General features: G+C 72.4%; 18 protein-coding genes. 6 read left to right on the top strand and 12 right to left on the bottom strand.

All coding sequences use genetic code 11. From position 1 onward, the window contains the following. Nucleotides 1-2: 2 nt before the first annotated feature. Nucleotides 3-929 (bottom strand): sigma-70 family RNA polymerase sigma factor, encoded by a 927-nt coding sequence (locus JGS22_RS12870; RefSeq protein ID WP_211041172.1) that lies wholly within the window; start codon nucleotides 927-929, stop codon nucleotides 3-5. A gap of 354 nt (nucleotides 930-1,283) precedes the next feature. Between JGS22_RS12870 and JGS22_RS12865 the strand changes: the two genes are divergently transcribed. After that, nucleotides 1,284-1,700 carry an SsgA family sporulation/cell division regulator gene (locus JGS22_RS12865; protein WP_211041171.1) on the top strand — a complete coding sequence of 139 codons (417 nt, stop codon included), beginning with the start codon at nucleotides 1,284-1,286 and terminating at the stop codon, nucleotides 1,698-1,700. Nucleotides 1,701-2,393: 693 nt separating this feature from the next. Here the strand turns inward: JGS22_RS12865 and JGS22_RS12860 are convergent. After that, nucleotides 2,394-3,167 carry an aminotransferase class IV gene (locus JGS22_RS12860; RefSeq protein ID WP_211041170.1) on the bottom strand — a complete coding sequence of 258 codons (774 nt, stop codon included), beginning with the start codon at nucleotides 3,165-3,167 and terminating at the stop codon, nucleotides 2,394-2,396. A 110-nt stretch (nucleotides 3,168-3,277) separates the two neighbouring features. Between JGS22_RS12860 and JGS22_RS12855 the strand changes: the two genes are divergently transcribed. Beyond that, nucleotides 3,278-3,958, top strand: a complete 681-nt coding sequence (locus tag JGS22_RS12855) for an alpha/beta hydrolase (protein WP_211041169.1) — start codon at nucleotides 3,278-3,280, stop codon at nucleotides 3,956-3,958. A 214-nt stretch (nucleotides 3,959-4,172) separates the two neighbouring features. Here the strand turns inward: JGS22_RS12855 and JGS22_RS12850 are convergent, their stop codons facing one another. Beyond that, nucleotides 4,173-6,512, bottom strand: coding sequence for an MMPL family transporter (locus tag JGS22_RS12850; protein WP_211041168.1), 2,340 nt, complete (start codon nucleotides 6,510-6,512; stop codon nucleotides 4,173-4,175). A gap of 432 nt (nucleotides 6,513-6,944) precedes the next feature. Between JGS22_RS12850 and JGS22_RS12845 the strand changes: the two genes are divergently transcribed. Together JGS22_RS12845 and JGS22_RS12840 are read left to right on the top strand one after the other, a co-directional pair. Further along, nucleotides 6,945-10,301 carry a S41 family peptidase gene (locus JGS22_RS12845; protein WP_236073136.1) on the top strand — a complete coding sequence of 1,119 codons (3,357 nt, stop codon included), beginning with the start codon at nucleotides 6,945-6,947 and terminating at the stop codon, nucleotides 10,299-10,301. 181 nt (nucleotides 10,302-10,482) lie between these two features. Continuing rightward, on the top strand, nucleotides 10,483-11,064 hold the full coding sequence (locus JGS22_RS12840; protein WP_211041166.1) for a hypothetical protein: 582 nt from the start codon (nucleotides 10,483-10,485) through the stop codon (nucleotides 11,062-11,064). A gap of 79 nt (nucleotides 11,065-11,143) precedes the next feature. Here JGS22_RS12840 and JGS22_RS12835 read toward each other — a convergent pair whose 3' ends face one another. From JGS22_RS12835 to JGS22_RS12825, 3 genes are read right to left on the bottom strand one after another with little or no spacing between them, the layout of a single operon-like run. Then, a complete protein-coding gene (locus tag JGS22_RS12835) occupies nucleotides 11,144-12,067 on the bottom strand; it encodes an SDR family oxidoreductase (RefSeq protein WP_211041165.1) in 924 nt (307 codons plus the stop codon). Then, a complete protein-coding gene (locus JGS22_RS12830; protein WP_211041164.1) occupies nucleotides 12,064-13,116 on the bottom strand; it encodes an alpha/beta fold hydrolase in 1,053 nt (350 codons plus the stop codon). The genes JGS22_RS12835 and JGS22_RS12830 overlap by 4 nt, the downstream gene beginning before the upstream one ends. Further along, the gene (locus JGS22_RS12825; protein WP_211041163.1) at nucleotides 13,113-14,675 is read right to left on the bottom strand and encodes a flavin-containing monooxygenase; all 1,563 of its coding nucleotides are present in this window, start codon (nucleotides 14,673-14,675) and stop codon (nucleotides 13,113-13,115) included. Before JGS22_RS12825 ends, JGS22_RS12830 begins: the two co-directional genes overlap by 4 nt. Before the next feature lie 162 nt (nucleotides 14,676-14,837). Between JGS22_RS12825 and JGS22_RS12820 the strand changes: the two genes are divergently transcribed. Further along, on the top strand, nucleotides 14,838-15,692 hold the full coding sequence (locus JGS22_RS12820) for a MerR family transcriptional regulator (protein WP_211041162.1): 855 nt from the start codon (nucleotides 14,838-14,840) through the stop codon (nucleotides 15,690-15,692). A gap of 293 nt (nucleotides 15,693-15,985) precedes the next feature. Here JGS22_RS12820 and JGS22_RS12815 read toward each other — a convergent pair whose 3' ends face one another. Next, entirely contained in the window at nucleotides 15,986-16,171 is a 186-nt protein-coding gene (locus JGS22_RS12815) for a hypothetical protein (RefSeq protein ID WP_211041161.1), read from the bottom strand. 73 nt (nucleotides 16,172-16,244) lie between these two features. Next, on the bottom strand, nucleotides 16,245-17,057 hold the full coding sequence (gene xth, locus JGS22_RS12810; protein WP_211041160.1) for an exodeoxyribonuclease III: 813 nt from the start codon (nucleotides 17,055-17,057) through the stop codon (nucleotides 16,245-16,247). A 44-nt stretch (nucleotides 17,058-17,101) separates the two neighbouring features. On the opposite strand from xth, the gene JGS22_RS12805 reads away from it, so the two are divergent. Next, nucleotides 17,102-17,587, top strand: coding sequence for a GNAT family N-acetyltransferase (locus JGS22_RS12805; RefSeq protein WP_211041159.1), 486 nt, complete (start codon nucleotides 17,102-17,104; stop codon nucleotides 17,585-17,587). 84 nt (nucleotides 17,588-17,671) lie between these two features. Here JGS22_RS12805 and JGS22_RS12800 read toward each other — a convergent pair whose 3' ends face one another. The 4 genes from JGS22_RS12800 to JGS22_RS12785 are packed head-to-tail and all read right to left on the bottom strand — an operon-like array spanning nucleotide 17,672 to nucleotide 20,908. Further along, nucleotides 17,672-18,283, bottom strand: coding sequence for a GTP-binding protein (locus tag JGS22_RS12800; RefSeq protein WP_211041158.1), 612 nt, complete (start codon nucleotides 18,281-18,283; stop codon nucleotides 17,672-17,674). Continuing rightward, on the bottom strand, nucleotides 18,264-18,620 hold the full coding sequence (locus JGS22_RS12795) for a DUF742 domain-containing protein (protein WP_211041157.1): 357 nt from the start codon (nucleotides 18,618-18,620) through the stop codon (nucleotides 18,264-18,266). Before JGS22_RS12795 ends, JGS22_RS12800 begins: the two co-directional genes overlap by 20 nt. Beyond that, nucleotides 18,617-19,069, bottom strand: coding sequence for a roadblock/LC7 domain-containing protein (locus tag JGS22_RS12790; RefSeq protein ID WP_211041156.1), 453 nt, complete (start codon nucleotides 19,067-19,069; stop codon nucleotides 18,617-18,619). Before JGS22_RS12790 ends, JGS22_RS12795 begins: the two co-directional genes overlap by 4 nt. 6 nt (nucleotides 19,070-19,075) lie before the next feature. After that, nucleotides 19,076-20,908 carry an ATP-binding protein gene (locus JGS22_RS12785; RefSeq protein ID WP_216814968.1) on the bottom strand — a complete coding sequence of 611 codons (1,833 nt, stop codon included), beginning with the start codon at nucleotides 20,906-20,908 and terminating at the stop codon, nucleotides 19,076-19,078. Nucleotides 20,909-21,223 lie beyond the last annotated feature (315 nt).

The following is a 21,223-nucleotide window of genomic DNA, read 5'->3' as shown; positions in this document are numbered from 1 at the left end:
GTTCAGTCGCGGGTCGTGGTGGGACGGCCGGCGTCGAGAACGCTCCTCTCGGCGCTCCGCCCGGAGGCGGAGGCGACCAGCGCCACGCCGACGAGGGCGGTGTGCGGGCCGAAGGCGCGGTCCGCTAGCCGCCGCACCAGACGGAACGGCGTCACACTGCCGCCGTCGGGTGCGCGGTCCGGCGCCGCGGCCGTCGACCCCGTACCGGCCAGAGCTGCCAGATGCGGCGCCTGGCCGTGGGCGAAGAGTGTGACGAGCGCGGGGCCCACGAGGGCGGCAAGCCTCCCGTCGAGGGCAACGAGCCGGGAGAGCCGCGACCGGCAGCCGCCGCAGTCCTCGAGGTGGGCCCGCAGTTCCTGCGCGGCGTCGACCGTGTCGACTCCCCTGATGTGCGCGGGCATGCGCGCCCGGTGCCGACCGCACTCGCCGTCCGGTGCGTCACCGGGCTGGGCGCGCAGAAACGCCTGGCGCATGTTCTCCCGAGCCCGGTGCATCAGCACCGCCGCCGCGTTGCGGTGTGTGCCCAGGCGGCTTCCCGCGGCGGCCAGCGGAAGCCGCTCCACCTCGGTCAGCCACACCGCTTTGACCTGGCGTTCGGGCATCTCCCGCAGCACTTTCGCCAGCAGCCCAACCTGGGCGGTACGCGTCCCCGGGCCGGTCGCGGCGGCCCCCGCGGCAGCGGTCAGCGCGAGACTCGCCACCAGGTTCCGTACGCCGGCGCCCAGCTCCGCGGCGATGTCGTCGACGTGCTCGCGACCGGCCACCACCTGCCGCCAGACGCGGAAGGCGGCGTCGGCGACCAGATCCTCGGCGGACCAGCCGTGTCCGGAGCGCGAGCGCGCGTAGGCCACCAGGCGGGGCTCCTCCTCGCGGTAGACGCGGGCGAAGCGCTCGGCATCCGTGGGCCCGGAGGGCGGAGCGCTGGACACGGGCGGGTTCTCCGGGGTTTCCGGCATCAGGAAAGCACTCTCCGGTGTCGGGAGACAGGCTCGCAGCGCGGGTCTGCGCGCGTCATCGCCGAGGGTGTGGCGGACGACATCGACGAGCCGGGACACTTTGAGCGTATGTCCTTGATGTCCGCTTTATCCATGGGTTGTGTGATAGCTCACTTGGTTGATTCGCGAACCAAGCGTGAACAATCCGCGTCGCGCGGGTCTCAACCAGTGCGGGACCGAGCCCGCCGCGGCGGACCAGACGTCGCGACAGCCCCCGCGAGCGCCCGGGGCCCGCTCCGAACGGGCCCGGACGAAGCCCCACAAGGGCAGAGCCAAGGAGCACCACCCATGACCGCGTACATCGAAGACCGACTGGAAGCCCGTATCGTCGCCACGGCCCACATCCCCTCCGAGGTGACCGTCGCCCTGCGCTACGAGCGGGACGACCCCTACGCGGTCAGCATCCTCTTCCCCCCGCGCAGCACGCTGGAGGGCAACGAGGTCGTCTGGATCTTCTCCCGCGACCTGCTGGAGGCCGGCCTTCGCGCCCCCGAGGGCGAGGGAGACGTACGGCTGTGGCCCAGCGGCCGGGACCACACCGTCGTCGAGCTGCACACCCCGGACGCGACCGCCATGGTCGAGTTCGACACCACCGCGCTGCGCCGCTTCCTGTGGCACAGCTACCGGCTCACCCCGCGCGGCGACGAGCACCTCGAACTCGATGTGGACGGCGCCCTGTTCGAGCTCTTCGACGACGCGCAGTGACCGGGGGCCGCCCCGGGCGACCACCCGCCCCGACCGGACACGCCCCGACCCGACCCGGCCCGGCCCGAGGCACCCCCGGGCCGCCGGCCGCGCCGCGCAACCGGCGGTCCGAACCCCTGACGGCGGGTCCGAACCCCTGACGGCGCAACCGGCGTTCAGCGCCCGAACCCCCTGAACGCCACCGAACACCATCGAACGCCACCGGCTCGCCACAGCTGAACGTGGCGGGCGGCGCACACCGCGCAATCGCCTCCGGCAACCCCGCCGACCGGCGGCAACAGCCCAGGTCGGCCCGGCTCCTGGCCCTCCCGCGCGGTCCCCGGCACATGCTCCGCGGGCTTACCCTCTTGATCAACACGAGGGCGCGCGGCCACCGCCGCTGCCACCCCGTGCACGGGCGCGGCCCGGGCGGTGAACTCCGCGCGTCTCCGCCCGCCCGGGTCGGCGCCGGCCACTGACGCCCGCCGACCGGCCGGACGTACCGAAACGACGTCGCTCCGCCACCGCGGGGCGGCGCCGCTGCGTGCGCACGCCTCCGCCCGGACCCCGTCTCGTTTACCGCTCCCGGAGCCTGCGTTGAACCTGCTGCGCGTCGCCACCTTCGTCACCGCCATGCTCGTCATGCTCGCCGCCGCGCGCTGCGGCGGATGAGCCCCGGCGACGGCCCGGCGCAGCGGCGGCACGCCCGCGGCGCTACAGCGGGTCGCCCTCGATCGCCTCGTACGCCTCGCGCAACTCCCGGAGCAGCGGGTGGAGTTCGGGGAACTCCCGGTCGTCGACACGACTGATCGCCCGTACCCCGGTGACCGCGTTGGTGGCGAACACCGCCTCGTACTCGACGAGTTGCTCATCGGCCACCGGGGCGTACCGGTGCCCGGGCAGCTGCGCGAGCAGCGCCCTGGTCACCCCGGGCAGCGACGCGGCGGACGGCCAGACCACCTCACGTCCGCGCACCAGGCCGACGTTCCACGTTCCGCCCTCGGAGAGCCGTCCCGCCTCATCGGTGAACAGCACGTCGTCCCAGCCCGCCAGGCGCGCGGCCCGCCCGTGGCGCAGCGCGCCGAAGAGCCCGACGCTCTTGACCGCGGGGCAGTCGCGGACGAAGGGCACCGTGCACACCGCCAGCGGTCCGGCCGGGACCGCGGGCGCGGGCCGGGTGGTGACCAGCACCTGCGGCTGCGCCCGGGCGCCCAGTGCGGCGAGCGTGAGCGACGGGTCGAAGACCGTCACCCGCGCGGTCAGCGCGCCCCGGTCCGGGACCATCCGACGTACCAGCCGCCGTACGCGGTCCGGGTCCAGCTCCGCGTCGAAGAGGGCTGCGCAGTCCCGGGCCAGACGCTCCAGGTGGAGGCCCAGCCCCCGCACCCGCCCGTCGGCGATCCGCAGCGTGGTGAAGTGTCCATAGTTGGTCAGCGCCAGCGCCGTGAGCGCGGCGCTGCTGACGGGTTCCCCGTTCAACTCGGCCATGTGCAGCAGGATCTCACCACCGCGCGCCCCGTCCCAAAGGAAGACGCCCGAAGCAGGCCTACCCTCGGTCCGGTGACAGCCACCCGCGGCGAGAGGGACCGAAACCGGCGATGGCCACTACCTACGTACTGATCCACGGCGCGGGCGAGTCCGGCTCCTGCTGGCGGGCGGTGGCCGCGGAGCTGAAGCGGTACGGCGACACCGCGATCGCACCCGACCTGCCCTGCGACGACGATCTGGCCGGACTGCGCGAGTACGCGGACGCGGTGGTCGACGCCGTCGAATCGGCGCGGGTGCGGGGGCGGGTGGTCGTGGTGGCGCACTCCTTCGGCGGCTTCACCGCACCGCAGGTGGCCGAGCGGCTGGAGGCCGAGGAGCTCGTGCTGGTCTCCGCGATGGTGCCGGCTCCGATGGAGCCGCCGGGCGACTGGTGGGAGAACACCGGCTTCGAGGACGCCGTACGTCGCGCCGCCCGCGACGACGACGGGCTGACCGGCAACGAGGACCCCTTCGTCTGCTTCTACCACGACGTCCCGCGACCGATCGCGGAACGGGCGCTGGCCGCCACCCGGCAGCAGTCCGGCGCCCCGGTGGGCCGGCCCTGGCCGCTGCCGCGGTGGCCCGCGGTGCGCACCCGGTACGTGCTGTGCACCGGCGACCGCTTCATGCCGGCGGAGTTCGCCCGACGGATGGTCGCCGAGCGACTGGGCGTCGTGCCGGAGGAGTTGGAGACCGGCCACATGCCGATGCTGAGCCGGCCCGGCGAGCTGGCGGCGCTGTTGCGCGGCTGACCCGCGCCGGGGCGGGCCCGGGAAAGGCGGGGCACAGAGCCGGCCTGCAGACCGCGGGGCACAGAGCGGCGGGGCCGGTCCGAGCGCGTATCGCGCTTCGGACCGGCCCCGCCGGGGTCCGTCGGAGGCGGTGGCCCCCTGCGGCTCCTCTTGCTCCGGTGCTCCGGTGCTCCGGTGCTCCGGTGCTCCGGTGCTCCGTCAGGCTTCGGTTCCGTCAGGCTCCGGCGCCGGTGGGCACCGCGACGGTGGAACCGCCCGGGCCCGCCTGCGGGCCGCTGTCGTCGGGGCCGTGGCCGCCGTCGCCGCCGCCGAAGCCGCCCAGGCCGTCGGTGCCGCCGCCGGAACCCTTCGAGCCCTTCTGGCTGTCCAGGAACTGCTGGAGCTTCTCGCCCTCGACATCGACGTTCGGCATGATCCGGTCCAGCCACTTCGGCAGCCACCAGGCCTTGTCACCGAGCAGTGCGAGCACCGCCGGGACGATGGCCATACGGACCACGAACGCGTCGAAGAGGATCGCGATGGCGAGGCCGAAGCCCATCATCTTGATCATCGGTTCGCCCGCGCCGATGAAGCCGGCGAAGACGCTGATCATGATGACCGCCGCGGCCGTGACCACGCGCCCGCCCAGCTTGAACCCGGTGACGACGGCCTCGCTCGCCCGCTCGCCGTGGACGTACGCCTCCCTCATCCGCGTGACGAGGAAGACCTCGTAGTCCATCGCGAGACCGAAGATCACACCGATCATGAAGATCGGCATCAGGCTCATGATCGGCCCGGTCTGCTCCACACCGATCAGGCTCGCGAGCCAGCCCCACTGGAAGACCGCGACCACTGCGCCGAGCGCCGCGAGCACCGAGAGCAGGAAGCCGAGCGCGGCCTTCAGCGGCACCAGGATCGAGCGGAAGACCATCATCAGCAGCAGGAAGGCGAGTCCCACAACCAGCGTGAGGTACGGAACCAGCGCGTCGTCCATGACCTTCGAGAAGTCGATGGTGGCCGCGGTCATGCCGCTGACCAGGACGGTCGCGCCGGTCTTCTCCTCCAGCGTCTTGGCCTCGTCGCGCAGCGCGAGGACCAGGTCCTCGGTCTCGGTGCTGCTCGGACGCGAGTCCGGGATCACGCCGATGGTGGCCAGGTCGCCGCCCTTGTTGAGCTCGGGCGGTGCGGCCATCTTGATTCCGTCTACGCCGGAGACGGCCTTGTGGACCTGCTCCGCGGCAGCCTTCGGATCGTCGCTGCTCTTGACGTCGGCGATGACCGCGAGCGGTCCGTTGAAGCCCGCGCCGAAACCGTCGGCCATCAGGTCGTACGCCTGGCGCTGGGTGGTGGACTCGGGCTGGTTGCCGTCGTCCGGCAGGCCCAGGCTCAGACTGGAGACCGGCAGCGCGGCGGCGCCCAGCGCCAGCACCGAGGTCACCAGGACGATCACCGGGCGGCGCAGCGTGAAGCGGGCCCAGCGGACACCGGCGCCCTGCTTGGCGTTCTCCTCCTCGGCGGAGGGGACCAGGGTCTCGGGGTTGGCCTTGCGGACCTTCTTGCCGAAGATGCGCTTGCCGACGATACCGAGCGCCGCGGGCACCAGGGTGATGGCGACCAGCACGGCCAGGACGACGGCACCGGCCGCTGCCATACCCATCTTGGTCAGCAGCGGAATGTTGACCACGGCGAGACCGGCGAGCGCGATCACAACGGTGAGGCCGGCGAAGACGACCGCGGAACCCGCGGTGCCGACCGCACGGCCGGCCGCTTCCTCGCGGCTGTGCCCCTCGATCAGCTCCGCGCGGTAGCGGGAGGCGATGAACAGGGCGTAGTCGATACCGACCGCGAGGCCGATCATCATCGCGAGCGTGGCGGTGGTGGTGGAGAGACCGAGCGCCGGCCCGAGCGCCGCGATCGCCATGATGCTGGTGATCACACCGATCAGCGCAGTGATCAGCGGCAGACCGGCGGCGACGAGCGAACCGAAGGTCAGGACGAGGACCACCGCGGCGACACCGATGCCGATGATCTCGCCGTTGCCCATGTCCGGCTCCACCATGGTGGCGTCGCCGTTCATCTCGACCTTGAGGCCGCCGTCACGGCCGTCCTCGACCGCCGCCTTCAGCTTCTCGCGGTCGCTCTCCTCGATGCTCATGGCATCGGTGGTGTAGTTGACCTTCGCGTACGCGATGGTCTGGTCCTGGCTGATCGTCCCCTCGACCTGGAAGGGGCTGACGGCCATCGCGATCTGGCCGCCCTTGAGCTGCCCGACGACCTTCTCGATCGTGGCGCGGTGCTCGCCGTCGGTCAGCTTCTCGCCGTCGGGCGATTTGAAGACGACGGTGGCGCTGGCGTTCTGCGCGCTGGACTTCTCGCCGTGCTCCTCGGCCCTCTCGTCCATCAGGTCGAAGGCCTGCTGGGACTCCGTACCGGGCAGTGCGAAGTCGTCGTCGACGGTGCTGGACACCGTCGATGCGCCCGCGCCGGCACCTATCAGCAGCACCACCCACAGCAGGGCGACGATGCGGCGTCGCCGAAAGGCGAGTCTGCCGAGTTTGTACAGAAACGTTGCCACGAATCTCTCCGGTTCGAGATGCTTGGTGCGGGCACGGACGGGTCAGCGGTCGGTAGCACTGCTGGACGGTCGAGCTGAATCTGACAGCTCATGACAGAAGACGCCGCAGAGGTCCTTCCCGGTGTTCCGGTCAGCCGATTGAGGCGCACATCACAGAGAACCGGTGGAACCCGCCCCCGCGTTCGTCACTCACCCTCACAGGTCACCCGCGACCGGGCGGTTGACCCCCCGGTCAACGCCCGTGCACGAGCGTACCGGCGAACGGGTGAAGCGGCACCGCGATATCGACGTCCCTGAACCGGCGACGGCTCCCGTCCGCCGCCTCCCGTCCGCCCCCGTGCCGGAGAGCCGCCCACCGCCGGCGTCCGGCCGCCGGCGGCCCCGAGGCCGCGACGCGGACACGACTTGCCGCCCCCGCGCACCGGCCGAACCATGGGTGGGGTGAGCGACGGCGCGTACCTCCGGTTTCCGCACCTCAACGGCGATCAGCTCTGCTTCGTGGCAGAGGACGACCTCTGGGTCGCACGGATCCCCGAGCCGGGCGGCGGGCCCGCACGGGCCTGGCGGCTGACCGCCGACCGCACCCGGCTCGGGCCTCCCCGCTACTCCCCCGACGGCACCCAGATCGCGTACACGACCTGGCGCAGCCTCGATCCGGAGATCCATCTCACACCGGCCGACGGCGGCCCCGCGCGCAGGCTGACCCACTGGGGCGCCACCGACACCAGGGTGTGCGGCTGGACGCCCGAGGGCGACATCCTCGCCGTCGCCTCCCACGGCCAACCGTTCTCCTACTTCTCGTGGGCCTACCGGCAGCCGCTGGACGGGAGCACCGGCAGCCGGCTGCCCTGGGGACCGTGCGCGGGCATCGCGGTGAGCGATCTGGCGGGCGTGCGCCGAACTCTGCTGCTCACCGGTACGCCGCCGCACGAGCCGGCCGCCTGGAAGCGCTACCGCGGCGGCGCCACCGGACGCCTGTGGCTGCACGGCGAGCGGCTGCTCCCGCACGTGGCCGGGCATCTCGACTGCCCGATGATTGTGCCGAGCGCGGTCTGCGGCGCCGAGGCCGAGGGCCGGGTCGCTTTCCTCTCCGACCACGAGGGCATCGGCAACCTCTACTCCTGCCGCCCGGACAGCACCGACCTCCGTCGGCACACCGACCACGCCGACTTCTACGCCCGGCACGCGGCCACCGACGGCCGCCGGGTCATCTACCAGTGCGGCGGCGACATCTGGCTGGTGGAGGACCTGGCCGCCGGCTCCGTTCCGCGCCGGCTCGACATCCGCCTCGCCGGACCGCGTTCGGGGCGGCGGACCCACCAGGTGCCCGCGGCGAGCAACCTGGACTCGCTCGCCGTCGACGCCACCGGCCGCGCCAGCGCGGTGTGCGTACGCGGCAGCCTGTACTGGCTCACCCATCGGGACGGCCCGGCGCGCACCATCACCGAGGAGCCGGGCGTACGAGTGCGGCTTCCGGAGATGCTGGGCGGCGCCGGGGAGGTCGCCTACATCACCGACGCCGACGGCGAGGACGGCATCGAGATCGCCCAACTCCCGCGTGCCAGCGGCGACCAGCGGCGCCGCAGGCTCGCCACCGGGCAGCTCGGCCGGGTGCACGAGCTGGTCGCCTCGCCGGACGGCCGCACCCTCGCGGTGGCCTCGCACGACGGACGACTGCTCCTGGTGCCCACCGGTTCCGACGACGGTCCGGGCGACCCCGAGGCCGACGCGCAGGAAGCGGCGGACACGACGGACGGGGCCGGGGGCGCCGAGGTCACCGAGCTGATCCGTTCCATCAACGGGCCGGTCCGTGATCTCGCCTTCTCGCCCGACTCCGCCTGGCTGGCCTGGGCACACCCCGGCATCGGGCGCTCGCTGCGCCAGGTGAAGATCGCGCGGCTGAGCGATGTGACGATCCTGGACGTCACGGGCGGCCGGTTCGAGGACGAACAGCCGGTGTTCACCAGGGACGGCCGCTACCTCGCCTTCCTCTCCTGGCGCGGCTTCGACCCGGTGTACGACGTGCACACCGGCGACCTCTCCTTCCCGCTGGGCTGCCGCCCGTACCTGGTGCCGCTCAACTCGGCGACCCATTCCCCGTTCGCCCTGACACCGGAGGGCCGGCCGGCGGGCGGCGGCCTGGACCCGGCCGACGGCGGGGGCGGCGAGGGCATGGTGTCGGTCGAGGCCGAGGGGCTGGCGAGCCGGGTGACGCCGTTCCCGGTGACCGCGTCCAAGTACTCGGCGCTGTGCCCGGTCGCCGGCGGCGGGCTGATCTGGCTGCGCTACCCGATCTCGGGCGCCCTCGGCGAGACCTTCGCCAATCCGGCCGACACCTCCGGCCGCCCCACCCTCGAACACTTCGACCTGGTGAAGGCCAAGCGCACCGAACTCACCGGCGACGTCGACTGGTTCGCGATCAGTGGCAACGGCAGGCGGCTGGTCGTCAACGACGACGGCGATCTGCGCGCCGCACCCGCCAACGACTCCCCCGACGCGGACTCCGTCGTCCACATCGACCTGCGCCGCGTGCTGCACGCGGCCGATCCGGGCGCGGAGTGGCGGCAGGCGTACGAGGAGGCCGGCCGCATCACACGGGCGTACTTCTGGGAGCCGGGCATGTGCGGTATCGACTGGGACGCCGTACTCGCCCAGTACCGCCCGCTGGTCGACCGGGTCGCCTCGCCCGACGAGTTCGCCGACCTGTTGCGCGAGGTGCTCGGCGAGCTGGGCACCTCGCACGCCTACGTCGCCCCCTCGCGGCGCAACGAGGGCCCGCCCCACTACCAGCGGCCCATCGGGATGCTCGGAGTGAACTTCGCCCGCACCAGGGACGGCGGTTGGCAGATCGCCCGCATCCTGCCCGGCGACTCCTCGGACTCCAGGGCGCGTTCGCCGCTGGCCGGCTCCGGCGTGCGGGAGGGCATGGTGCTCACCCACGTGGACGGGCGGCCGGTCGACCCGGTGGCGGGGCCGTACCCGCTGCTGGACGGCGCGGGCGGCACCACCGTGGAGCTGACGGTGCGCTCCCCGCAGGGCGGTCCGCCCCGCCGGGTGGCGATCGTGCCGCTGATCGACGACCGTCCGCTGCGCTACCAGGACTGGGTCGCCGGGCGGAGGCAGGTCGTGCGGGAGATGAGCGGCGGGCGCTGCGGCTATCTGCACATCCCGGACATGGGCGGCTCCGGGTGGGCCCAGTTCAACCGCGATCTGCGCATGGAGGTCTCGCGCCCCGCCCTGATCGTGGACGTGCGCGGCAACGCCGGGGGGAACATCAGCGAGTTGGTGATCGAGAAGCTGACCAGGACCATCCTCGGCTGGGACGTGACCCGCAACGCCCAGCCCGTCTCGTACGCCGGCAACGCCCCGCGCGGGCCGATCGTCGCGCTCGCCGACGAGGCGACCTCCTCGGACGGCGACATGATCACCGCCGCGTTCCGGCTGCTGGGCCTGGGGCCGGTGGTGGGGATGCGCACCTGGGGCGGGGTCGTCGGAATGACCGGCCGGCACCGGCTTGGCGACGGCACGGTGATCACCGTGCCGATGAACGCCGCCTGGTTCGACGCGTACGGCTGGGACGTGGAGAACCACGGCGTCGAACCGGACATCGAGGCGCTGCGCAGCCCGTTGGACTGGGCCGAGGGCCGTTACGCGGTGTTGACGACCGCGGTGCGCACGGCACTTGAGCTGCTGGACCGCCACCCCGCGCTCGCCCCGCCGAGCGACGTCGGAGTCCCCGACCGCCGGCGGCCACCGCTGCCGCCGCGCGGCCGGGGCGCGTACCGGTAGCGGAGGCGGGGCGCGCAACGGCACTGAGATGTACGGGAGTTGGGGCCGGGGCGGCGTTGAGGGCGGTGGGATCCGGGAGCTCTGATCATCCATGTCCGGACATGCGATGAATTGTGAAGCATGTCACGCTGGTCACTGCCCCCACCACCCACATTTCGCTTGGAGTGACCAGACCATGGGCATGGCAGACCAGTTCAAGGACAGGGCGAAGGAAGCTGCGGAGCGCGCCAAGGGCGCGATGCAGCAGGGCCAGGGCGAGGAGAAGAACTCCGAGCAGTCTCAGAAGTCCCAGCACTCCGAGCGGTCCCGGCACTCCGAGCAGTCGGGGCAGCCGGAGCGGTCGGGCCGGGGCGAGCAGGATCACCGGTCCCGTGAGGGCGGTGCGCAGGACGGCTTCGGGCGGGACGGCGACCGGCAGCGCGGTACGCAGGAGTACGACACCGACACCGGCCGCCCGAGCGAGGGCGGAATGTCGCGCGAGGCGCAGACCGGCGGCTCGCGCGACACGATGCGCCAGGGCCCGCGCGGAGACGACCCCGGCCGCGCACCGCAGCACGACCGCGACACCAACGAGCGCACCGGCATGCGCGAGGAGCGGTCCGGGATGCGCGAGGAGGAGGCCGGGTCGGGCGATCGGACCGTCGGGCCGCGGCAGACGGAGCGGGTCCACTACGTCGACCGGTCGCAGCCGCGCGAGGAGAAGGAGCAGGGCTACCAGCAGGACAGCCTGGACGATGTCGGCGACGACTGGGACAAGCGCTGACCCCTGCGCCCGCCCCGGAGCAGAGAACAGGAGGGGACGCACCCGCGCCGGGTGCGTCCCCTCCTGCGTGCCGCCGGGGTCAACCGCGGGCCGCGGGCCTGCCGTTGACGGTCCCGCGGTCCGCACGGGCCTTCTCGTCGGCCTCGCCGCCCGCGCCGACCAGCCCGGTGTGCAGCCGGCCGCGAGCCGCCGCCAGCCGCGGCTCGAACTTGGCGAGCTGCCGCCGAGCGCCGAGCGCGACCACGGAGGGCAGATACCCGCGGGTGCCCTGCAACCCGCGCAGCCACCACTGCCCGTAGACATGTGCCGAGCGGCGCTCGATACCGGCGACGAGCCGGTCGACGGCAGGGCTCAGCTCGTACGTCTTGTTCATCGGCCAGGGCAGCTCCTGCCGTACGTCGCGCAGGAGTTCGTCCGCGTCGGCGCCGCGCACCATGTCGGTGTCGGTCCAGCTGAGGTAGCCGACACCGACCCGTACGCCCTGGTGGCCGACCTCGCCGCGCAGGCTGTGCGCGAACGCCTCCACGCCCGATTTGGAGGCGCAGTACGCCGTCATCATCGGCGCCGGTGTGATCGCGGCGAGCGAGGCGATCTGGAGGAAGTAGCCCCGGGACTCGGTGAGCAGCGGCAGGAACGCCCGGCCGGTGACGGCGCCACCGATGAGGTTGACCTCGATGACGCGGCGCCAGGTGACGGGGTCGCTGTCCACGAACGGGCCGCCGCCCGCCACACCGGCGTTGGCGACCACCACGTCCACCCGGCCGAAGTGCTCGCGGACCTCCTGCGCCACCAGGGCCATCGCCTCGTGGTCGGTGACGTCGGCGTGCCAGTGACGCGAGTCGGTGTCCAACGAGTCGCTGACGCGAGCGAGTTCGTCCGGCTCCAGCCCGACGAGCGCGATCCGGGCGCCGCGAGCCGCTAGCTTGCGGGCGAGCAGCGCGCCGACGCCGCGCGCCGCGCCGGTGACGACGGCGACCTGACCCTGAAGCGGATGGCGACTCACGCGGCCTCCTCGGAGACGGACGCACCGCCGGCGGACGCACCGCCGGGCGGCTTCGTGGAGGACGGCTTCGTGGAGGACGGCTTCGTGGAGGACGGTTCGGTGGCGGAGGTGTCGGCGGGAGCCGCGGGGGCGGTCAGGTGCGCGGCGGCCAGCTTCCGCAGTACGCCGGCGACGGCCTCCGGCGCCTCCATCGGGGTCATGTGGCCGAGCCCGCTGAGCTTGTGCAGCTCGGTGAGGTGCGGCAGGTTCTCGGCCAGGTGCACGGCGTGTGCGAAGGGCGTCAGCCGGTCGTGCGTACCGTGCACCACCGCGGTCGGCACATCGAGGTCGCGCAGCTTGGCGTGCAGGTCCAGGCCGCTCAGCACCCGGCCCCACGCGGCGCGGGGGCGGCGCGGGGCGCTGTGCACGATGCGCACGGCCGCGTCCCTGGCCTCGGGGCCCACTCCGGCGCCCATGGTCACGTAGCGGATGAGCGCCTTGGACAGCGGCGTGATCGGTCCGAACGGCGCTCCCGCCCCCAGGGTGGCCCGGTGGGCCAGCTCCCGGGCTCTGGCGCCGGGCATCGGAATGACGGAGGAGGTGCCGGGGAGCGACCGCGCGCCGGTGCTGCACAGCATCAACGCTGCCGCGTGCTCCTGCAGTTGGGCGCGTCCGGCCGCGGCCATGATGGTCATGCCGCCCATCGAGTGGCCGCCGATGACGGCCTGCTCGCCGGGTTCGAGGGTGGCGTCGAGCACGGCGCACAGGTCGTCGGCGAGGGTCGCCGGGCTGTAACCGGTGGGCCTGCCCTCCAGGCCCGCGGTGGTCAGCCCGTGTCCGCGCTGGTCGTAGACCACGACGCGGTGCCCCTCGGCGACGAGGCTGCGCACGATCGGCGCCCAGAACGCGGTGGAGCAGGTCCAGCCGTGCGCGAGGACGACCGCCGGTCCGCCTTCGGGGCCGTGGACCTGGACGTACAGCTCGACGCCGTCGGCCGAGGCGACCTCCAGTTCGCGGACCGGTGCGGGCGGCGCGAACGGGCCCTGGGTCACGTGGTGGGGACGGGTCACGCGGATGCCTCCTGCTTGTCGGTGTTGCCGCGCCGGCTCCTGCCGCCGCCGCCCGAGGTGTCCCCCGAGCCGTCGGCGGTCGGTCGCAGCACTTCGTACTCCTCCAGGCGCACCTCGCGGGTGAGCCTGCGGAACTCGCCGGTGGTGCCGGGCCAGACGGTGGTGTTGCGGCCGTTGGCGTCCAGGTACCAGCTGTCGCAGCCGCCGGTGGTCCAGACGGTGCGCTCCATCCGCTTCTGGACGAAGTCGTTCCAGTCGTTCACCGCGGAGGAGCGGGCGTCGAGGGCCACCCGGCCGCCGAGGCTGTCCTGGTGCCGGAGGTGGTCGACCAGGTAGTTCAGCTGCGATTCGATCATCAGGATCATCGAGCTGTTGCCCAGGCCCGTGTTGGGCCCGATGACGGTCAGGAAGTTGGGGAAGCCGGAGACGGTCGAGCCGCGCAGCGACTCCATGCCGTCCTTCCAGACGTCGGCGAGCAGCCGCCCGCCCGCGCCCTTGACCCGCTGGGCGATCGGCATGTCGGTGACGTGGAAGCCGGTGCCGAAGATGATCGCGTCGACCTCCACCTCGGTGCCGTCCGCGCCGACCAGCGTGTTGCCCCTGACCTCGCGCAGACCGGAGGCGACGAGGTCGACGTTCTCGCGGGCGAGCGCCGGGTAGTAGGCGTTGGAGAGCAGGATGCGCTTGCAGCCGATGCGGTAGTCCGGAGTGAGCTTGCGCCGCAGCTCCTTGTCCTTGATCGCCTTGCGCATGTGCGAGGAGGCGAGGTTCTCCACCAACCCGAGCATCCCGGGCCGCTTGGTGAAGGCGCTGACCTGCAACTCCCGTACGCCCCACAGAATTCGGCGGCGCAGCGAGCCGGTCAGCGGCACCCGGTCGTGCAGCCAGTGCTCGGCCCTGCTGATCCGGCGGTCCACTCGGGGCATCACCCAGGCGGGAGTGCGCTGGAAGACGGTGAGCCGCTCCACCTCGGGCTGGATCGAGGGCACGATCTGGATCGAGGACGCGCCCGTGCCGATCATGGCGACGCGCTTGCCACGGAGGTCGTAGTCGTGGTCCCACTGGGCGGAGTGGAAGACCTTGCCGGTGAAGGTGTCGAGGCCGGGGATGTCCGGCACCTTCGGGTCGGAGAGCGGGCCGCCCGCGGAGACGACGGTCTCGGCGGTGTACGAGCCCCGGGTGGTCTCGATCGTCCAGCGCAGGTCCTGCTCGTCCCAGGTGATCTGCTCGACGTCCGTACCCAGCCGCAGGTGCGGCCGGATCCCGAAGGTGTCCGCGACCCGCTCCAGGTACGCCCGGATGTGGGCCTGACCGGAGAAGCTGCGCGGCCACTCGGGGTTGGGGGCGAAGGAGAAGGAGTACAGGTGCGAGGGCACGTCGCAGGCGCAGCCCGGATAGGTGTTGTCGTGCCAGGTGCCGCCGACCGCGTCCCTGCGCTCCAGCACCACGAAGTCCGTGATGCCTGCGCGGCGCAGGCGCACCGCGGCGCCCAGGCCGCCGAAGCCCGATCCGATCACCGCCACCCGTACGTGCTCGCGCTCGTTCCCACGTCCGGTCATGCGCTGCCTCCCGACTGTTCGCCTTCGAACCATGCCAGTAATCACTGGCATGGTTCGCAGAGTAGGCCAGCTCACATACCGAGCGGTAGGGGGAGGGCGGGAAAAACTACCGGCGGTTTGTACCCCGCGTTTCGGGCTCCCCCTCCGGCATAGGCTTACGGCGTGGGCAAGTCCGAGGAACACCAGCGCCAGGCCGACCGGCGACCGGCCGGTCCGGCCGACGCGACCGCGACCGGCACCGGGACCGCGTACGCGACCGCCGAACCGCAGGGCCGTGAGTACCGCGCCACCGAGCTGGCCGAGGCGGCCGGCATCACCCCGCGCACCCTGCGCTTCTACCGCGAACGCCGGCTCCTCCCGCCGCCCCGCAGGGAAGGCCGCATCGCCTGGTACGACGAGCGCCACCTCGCCCGGCTGCACACCATCGCCGGCCTGCTCGCCCGCGGCCACACCCTCGGCGGGATCGCCGAGCTGATCCTCGCCTTCGAGAAGGGCCGGGACTCCGACAGCGCCGCCGAACTCCTCGGCGTCTCCCGCGCCCTCGCCCCGCGCTTCTCCGAGGAGACGACGGTGCGGCTGACCCCGGAGCAACTGGCCGCGCTCTTCCCCGAGGAAGACACCCCGGAGAACCTCTCCACCGCCATCGAGCTCGGCTACCTCTCGATCGAGGGCGACGAGATCACTCACATCAGCCAACGGCTGCTGGACGCCTCGACGATGCTGGTCGACAGGGGCGTTCCCCTCTCCGCGGTGCTGGAGGCCGGACGAAGGATGCGGCGTCATGTCGAGGCGATCAGCGCAGACTTCGCCGGGCTGATCAAGGAACATCTGCTGACCGCGGGCAGGTTCGAGGACATCTCGGATGCGATCGAGGCGCTCCGGCCGTCGGCGAAGCAGGTCGTGGAGGCAGAGCTGTCGATGGCGATGGACCGCCAACTGAGGCGCGAGATCGAGGAGTTCTTCGGCCTTCCGGAGGAGCGGCGCGGCCCGGCCGGCGGCACGGGCACCCGGGACTGAGAAACCGGACCGGCGCCCCTGCCGGCGCTCCGTGCGGGACTCGGCCCGGCCGATTCGGTCGGCGATCCGGTCCGGTGTTCGGGGGCGGCGCCGGCCCGCGTTGGCCCGGGCCGGTGCTCTGCTCCGGGCCGCAGGACCGCCCGCCTCTGCCGGCGCCGGACCGGGCAGCCGGACCGGGCTCCAGGGCCGGGCAGCCGGGCTGTGCGGCGGCTGCGGGAACGGCGACGCCCGGCCGGTGACCGAGCGGTCGCGGCCGGGCGTCGTACGGCGCTCTGGGCGGTGAGCCGCCCGGGTCAGCGGGCGGTCGTGTCGTCTTCCTGGTGCTCGGCCACGGCGCCCGCCGCGAGGTCGGATGCGGAAGTGCCGCCGCTCTCCCCACGGGCGTCCGCCTCGGCGGGCGGCTGGACTGTCGGGGTGGCCAGGGACGCGACCACACCGACGGCGAACGAGGCGATGGCGAGCATGCTGCGCTTCTTCATACCAACGCAACGACCGTCCCCACCCCTCGGTTACGCCGACAAGCGCACCACCCGGTGATCCGACGCGCCGGACTCAGAGGCCGTAGACAACCGACACCGGGGCGTGGTCGCTCCAGCGCTCCGGGTGGCTCGGGGCGCGTTCGACCTCCGCCTTCAGTGCTCGTGCGGCCAGTCCCGGCGTCGCCAGGTGGTAGTCGATCCGCCAGCCGGTGTCGTTGTCGAAGGCACGCCCGCGGTAGGACCACCAGCTGTAGGGGCCCTCCTGGTCCGGGTGGAGCGCGCGCACCACGTCGACGTAACCGCCGTCCGCCGGGTCGAGCACCCGGTCGAGCCAGGCGCGTTCCTCGGGGAGGAAGCCGGAGTTCTTGCGGTTGTTGCGCCAGTTCTTCAGATCGGCCTCGCGGTGCGCGATGTTCCAGTCGCCGCAGACCAGCACCTCGCGACCGTCGGCCGCGGCGCGGGCGCGCAACTCCGTCAGATACGGCAGGAAGGACGCCATGAAGCGCTCCTTCTGCTCCTGGCGCTCGGTTCCGACCTGCCCGGCCGGCAGATAGAGGCTCGCGACGGTCACACCCGGCAGGTCGACCTCCAGATAGCGACCCGAGTCGGCGAACTCGGCCACCCCGAAGCCCGTACGCACCGCGTCCGGCTCTCTGCGGGTGAGCATCGCCACACCCGCCCGGCCCTTCGCCCCCTCGGCCCGAGCCGGCTCGTACACGGTGTGCCAGCCCTCCGGGTGCCGCGACTCGGCGGTCAACTGCTCGGGCTCGGCACGCACTTCCTGCAGACAGACGACGTCGGCGTCGGTCGCGGCGAGCCAGGGCAGATAGCCCTTTTTGGCCGCCGCCCGCAGCCCGTTCACGTTCACGGAGGTCACCTTCAGCATCCCCGCACCCTACCGACCCCCGCGGCGCTGCCTACGATGCCGGAATGGAGATCCTGACCGTGCGCTACGACCACCCCGACGTGCAGAAGCTGGTCGCCGAGGTGCAGCAGGAGTACGTGCGCCGCTACGGGAGCGGGGGCGATGTCACCCCGCTCGATCCCGAGATGTTCCAACCGCCGCGCGGTCTGTTCCTGCTCGCCCTCGACGACGGGCTGCCGGTCGCCACCGGCGCCTGGCGCAGCTGCGAGAGCGCCGACGAGGAGGAGTACGAGGACGGCGACGCGGAGATCAAGCGGATGTACGTCATACCCGCCGCCCGCGGCCGAGGGCTGGCCCGCCGCATCCTGGCGATGCTGGAGGACGACGCCCGCGCCGCCGGTCGACGCCGGATGGTGCTGGAGACCGGCACCGCGCAGCCCGAGGCGATCGAGCTGTACCGCTCCAGCGCGTACGTCCCGGCGCCCCGGAAGTTCGGGGTGTACCGCTTCGAGGAGGACAGCCGCTGCTACGTCAAGGACCTGCGCGCCTGACCGGCCGTCCGGCACGCGCCGTTTGGCGCCCCGCGGTCCGGCGCCCCGCGGCCCGTACGACCGCCGCCTGCGCGCGGGGCGCGGTCACGGGCGCTGGGCGTCCCCGGTGGAGAGCGTGTACAGATACTGGACGAGCGTGATCAACACATGCTTGCTGGACTCGCGTTCACGCACATCGCACTCGATCAGCGGCACCTGGGGCGCGAGGTCGAGCGCGTCGCGTATCTGATCCAGGCTGTGCTTCGGGCCGCCGAAGTCGTTGCGCGCCACGATGAACGGGGTGCCGTGCTGCTCCAGCCGGTCGATCGCGTACCAGGAGTCGGCCAGCCTGCGGATGTCGACCAGTACGACCGCGCCCAGCGTCCCCGCGAAGAGCCGGTCCCACAGGAACCAGAAGCGCTCCTGTCCGGGGGCGCCGAAGAGGTAGAGGACCGTCTCTGCGTTGAGGCTGATCCGGCCGAAGTCGAAGGCGACCGTGGTGGCGGTCTTGCTGCGGACCGCGGAGTTGTCGTCCACGTCCTGCCCTGCCTGGGTCATCGTCTCTTCGGTGTTGAGCGGCCGGATCTCGCTCACCGAACGCACCATCGTCGTCTTGCCGACGCCGAAGCCGCCCACCACGACGATCTTCAGCGCGCTGGTGGTGGTGCTGAGCAGCGGAGTGCGGTCCGCCGCGCTGTCAGAGATTGCGGAGTCCAACGAGTACCTGCTCAAGTACGAGGGGATCGGGGAGACTTGACGCCGTGGGGAGCGGCTGGGGATGGCGTGCGGTGACCCTACCCGCAGCCAGCAGGTCGGACAGCAGGATCTTGACGATGCTCACCGGCAGCCGCAGCTCGGCGGCGATCTCGACCACCGCCGTGGGCCTTCGGCACATCGCCAGGATCGCCCGGTGCTCGGACTGCATGCCCGGCGCCGGATCGAACTCGCTGACCACCAGCGTCACCAGGTCGAACGCGGTGGAGTTCGCACGGCTCCGTCCTCCGGTGACCGTGTAGAGCCGGTCGGGACTGTCGTCCCTGCCGGGCCTGCTCATACCGCACCGCCGCCGGAGTTCCGGGGCGGTGTGCTGAGGTAGTCCCCGAGCTGCTCGACGAGTTCGTTCATGTTGTGGCCGACCAGCCCGACGTCCGCGGAGTCGTCGGCGACGATGGCCAGATGGGCGCCCTGGCCGGCCTCCACGATGAACAGGATGCCGCCGTAGAACTCGGTCATCGCCTGCCGTACGCCGCCCGTACCGTCTCCGAACTCCAGCGAGGCGCCCTGGGACAGGCTCTGGATTCCGGCGGCGATGGCGGCCAGTTGGTCGGCCTGGTCCACCGTCAACTCAGGGGTGTGGCACAGCTTCAGGCCGTCTCTGGACAGGACCAGTGCGTGCCGCGCGCCGGCAGTGCGCTGGAGCAGCCGCTCCAGCAGCCAGCCCAGGTCCGCCGTGTTGGTGTGCTGCGGGCCGGTCGCCGGCGAGCCGGGGAAAGGGGCGGTCATCGGACGTCATCCTCCGGTTGCGAGTACGAGGTTGGAGGGGCGGGGGGCTGTGGTGTCGCGCTGTTCGGCGCGGCGAGGGGATCGTGCGGCGTTGCGTTCGGCGGTGCTTCGGCCCCGGCGCCGGCGGCGGGCTGCCCTTCGGCCCCTGCGCCACCGGGCCGAGACGGCTCGGCCGACGCCTCGCCGCGGGACTGCTCGTCGCCCGGCCTGCCCGTCGTCCGGCTCGACGGGACCGGCGGGTTCGGCCGGGGCGTCGCCCACCGGACGGGGGCTACGAAGCGTGCTGACGCGTTGGGGGAGGACGAGCGGGAAGTCCTCGCCCGGCGCTCCGTCCGACGCTTCGTCCGACGCTTCGTCCGACGCTTCGTCCGGCTCCGGAGAACCGGACACGGCGGGCTGGGCGACCGGACCGGAGCCGGCCGGACCTGCCGTCTCGGCCCCCGGCACCGCATCGGCTCGGCCACCCGGCAGCGGCCCGAACAGCGGGTCCCCGTCGGCAGGTTGAGCCGAGAACGCTTCGAGCACCGCCGCGGCGGCGATACCCGGCGTCGCCTCGTTCTCGGCCAACGGGCGCTGTTCGACAACTGGTTGGGGTCCGTCGAAACCCAACGACGTCCCCTCCGGGCGACGTTCAGCTCCCGACGCGGGTACGGCCTGCGGCTCGGCCCACTGGGCGGAGCCGCCCCCGGGCGCCTCGCCCCTGTCGACCGGTACGTAGCGCGCCCCGGGCTGGCTGCCCTGCTCCTGGGGGCGGTGGATGACGAGTTGCGGGATCCGCACGATCACCCCGGTGCCGCCGCGCGCAGAGGGGCGGAAGGAGACAGCCAGCCCGTGCTTGCGCGCCAGGCAGCCGACCACCGGGAGACCGAGCCGGGTGCCGGAGAGCGTCGTCAGGTCCAACGCCTCGCCGGACACGGCCCGTTCGGCCCGCCTGAGTGCGAAGTCGCCCATCACCAGGCCGCTGTCCTCGATGGTGACGACCAGCCCGGCCGGCACCTCCTCGACGTACACGTGCACTTCGGCGGTGGGCGGCGAGAAGTTCGCGGCGTTGTCCAGGAGTTCGGCGAGTGCGTGCATGACGCCCTCGGCCGCGTGACCGGCGATCGCCACGTCCACCGTGGTGTGCAGTCGAACCCGCTGGTAGCCGGCGATTCGCCCCATCGCGCCCCGGAGGATGGACTCCATCACGATCGGTTTGGCCCAACGCCGCCCGGAGCGCGCCCCGGTGAGCACCGCGATACTGTCCGCGAGCCGGCCGGCCTGCGCGGTGCGGTGGTCCAGATAGAGCAGGTCGCCGAGCACGTCTTCGTCCGCGTGCTGGTGCTCCATCTCTCGGAGGTCCGCCAGCATGCTGGTGGAGAGCGCCTGCATACGGCCGGCGGCGTCCGCGCACGCGGTCAGCGCCGCCGCCTTGCCGGCCTCGCTGCGCCCCAACTCCTGCGCCACCGTGCGCAGTACCTGCTGGTGCGAGGTGTTGGACGGCTGGGGCAGGGCCTTCAGCGCGCTGTCCGGCGCGGAGCCGGACCGCAGCCGGTCGAGCAGAGCGGGCAGCGTCTGCTCCGCGAAGCTCCTGGAGCCCGCCTCGTTCTCCGCGAGTCGGGCAAGCAGCGCCCGTTGCCTCGCACGCTGGACGGCCACGACCACGACGGCGTTGCAGAGCAGCAGCGCCGAGAGCCCGGTGGCGAGGGCCACCTGTGTCCGATAGTCGGCCGGCGCGCGCCATGTCGTGACAGCCGCACCGGCGCCGGTCAGCAGTGCGGTGACCAACAGCGGAACGAGAGCTGACCGCAGCGGCGAACGCTCCGTCCGTTGGCGCGCGTTGGTTATCTGCGCTGTCATCTATCGGGTCCTTGGACGGATCGGCAGGAGCCTCCGAGAACGGCACTCCTGATCAATTCGATAACACTATAGGTGAACCTCTGGTCACCATGGAGCGATACTCAGCGCCCACACACGCACTTCACCGGCTGCCGAATCGGCAGAGAACGCACAGAAACGGCGAACTACCCCCGCTGCCGCGCTCGCCCCTTCCGCGAGCATTCACCACCCCGTCATCCGCCACGCGCCTCCCCCGCGCGCCCCGCGCCGCGACGAAACCGCACTTCACTCCCCGTACCCGGCGCCCGAACCCCGCGTACCCACTCACACTTCGAC

This window comes from Streptomyces tardus, assembly GCF_018101125.2.
Taxonomy (GTDB): Bacteria; Actinomycetota; Actinomycetes; order Streptomycetales; family Streptomycetaceae; genus Streptomyces; species Streptomyces tardus.
This window is presented reverse-complemented; position numbering and strand designations above follow the sequence as displayed.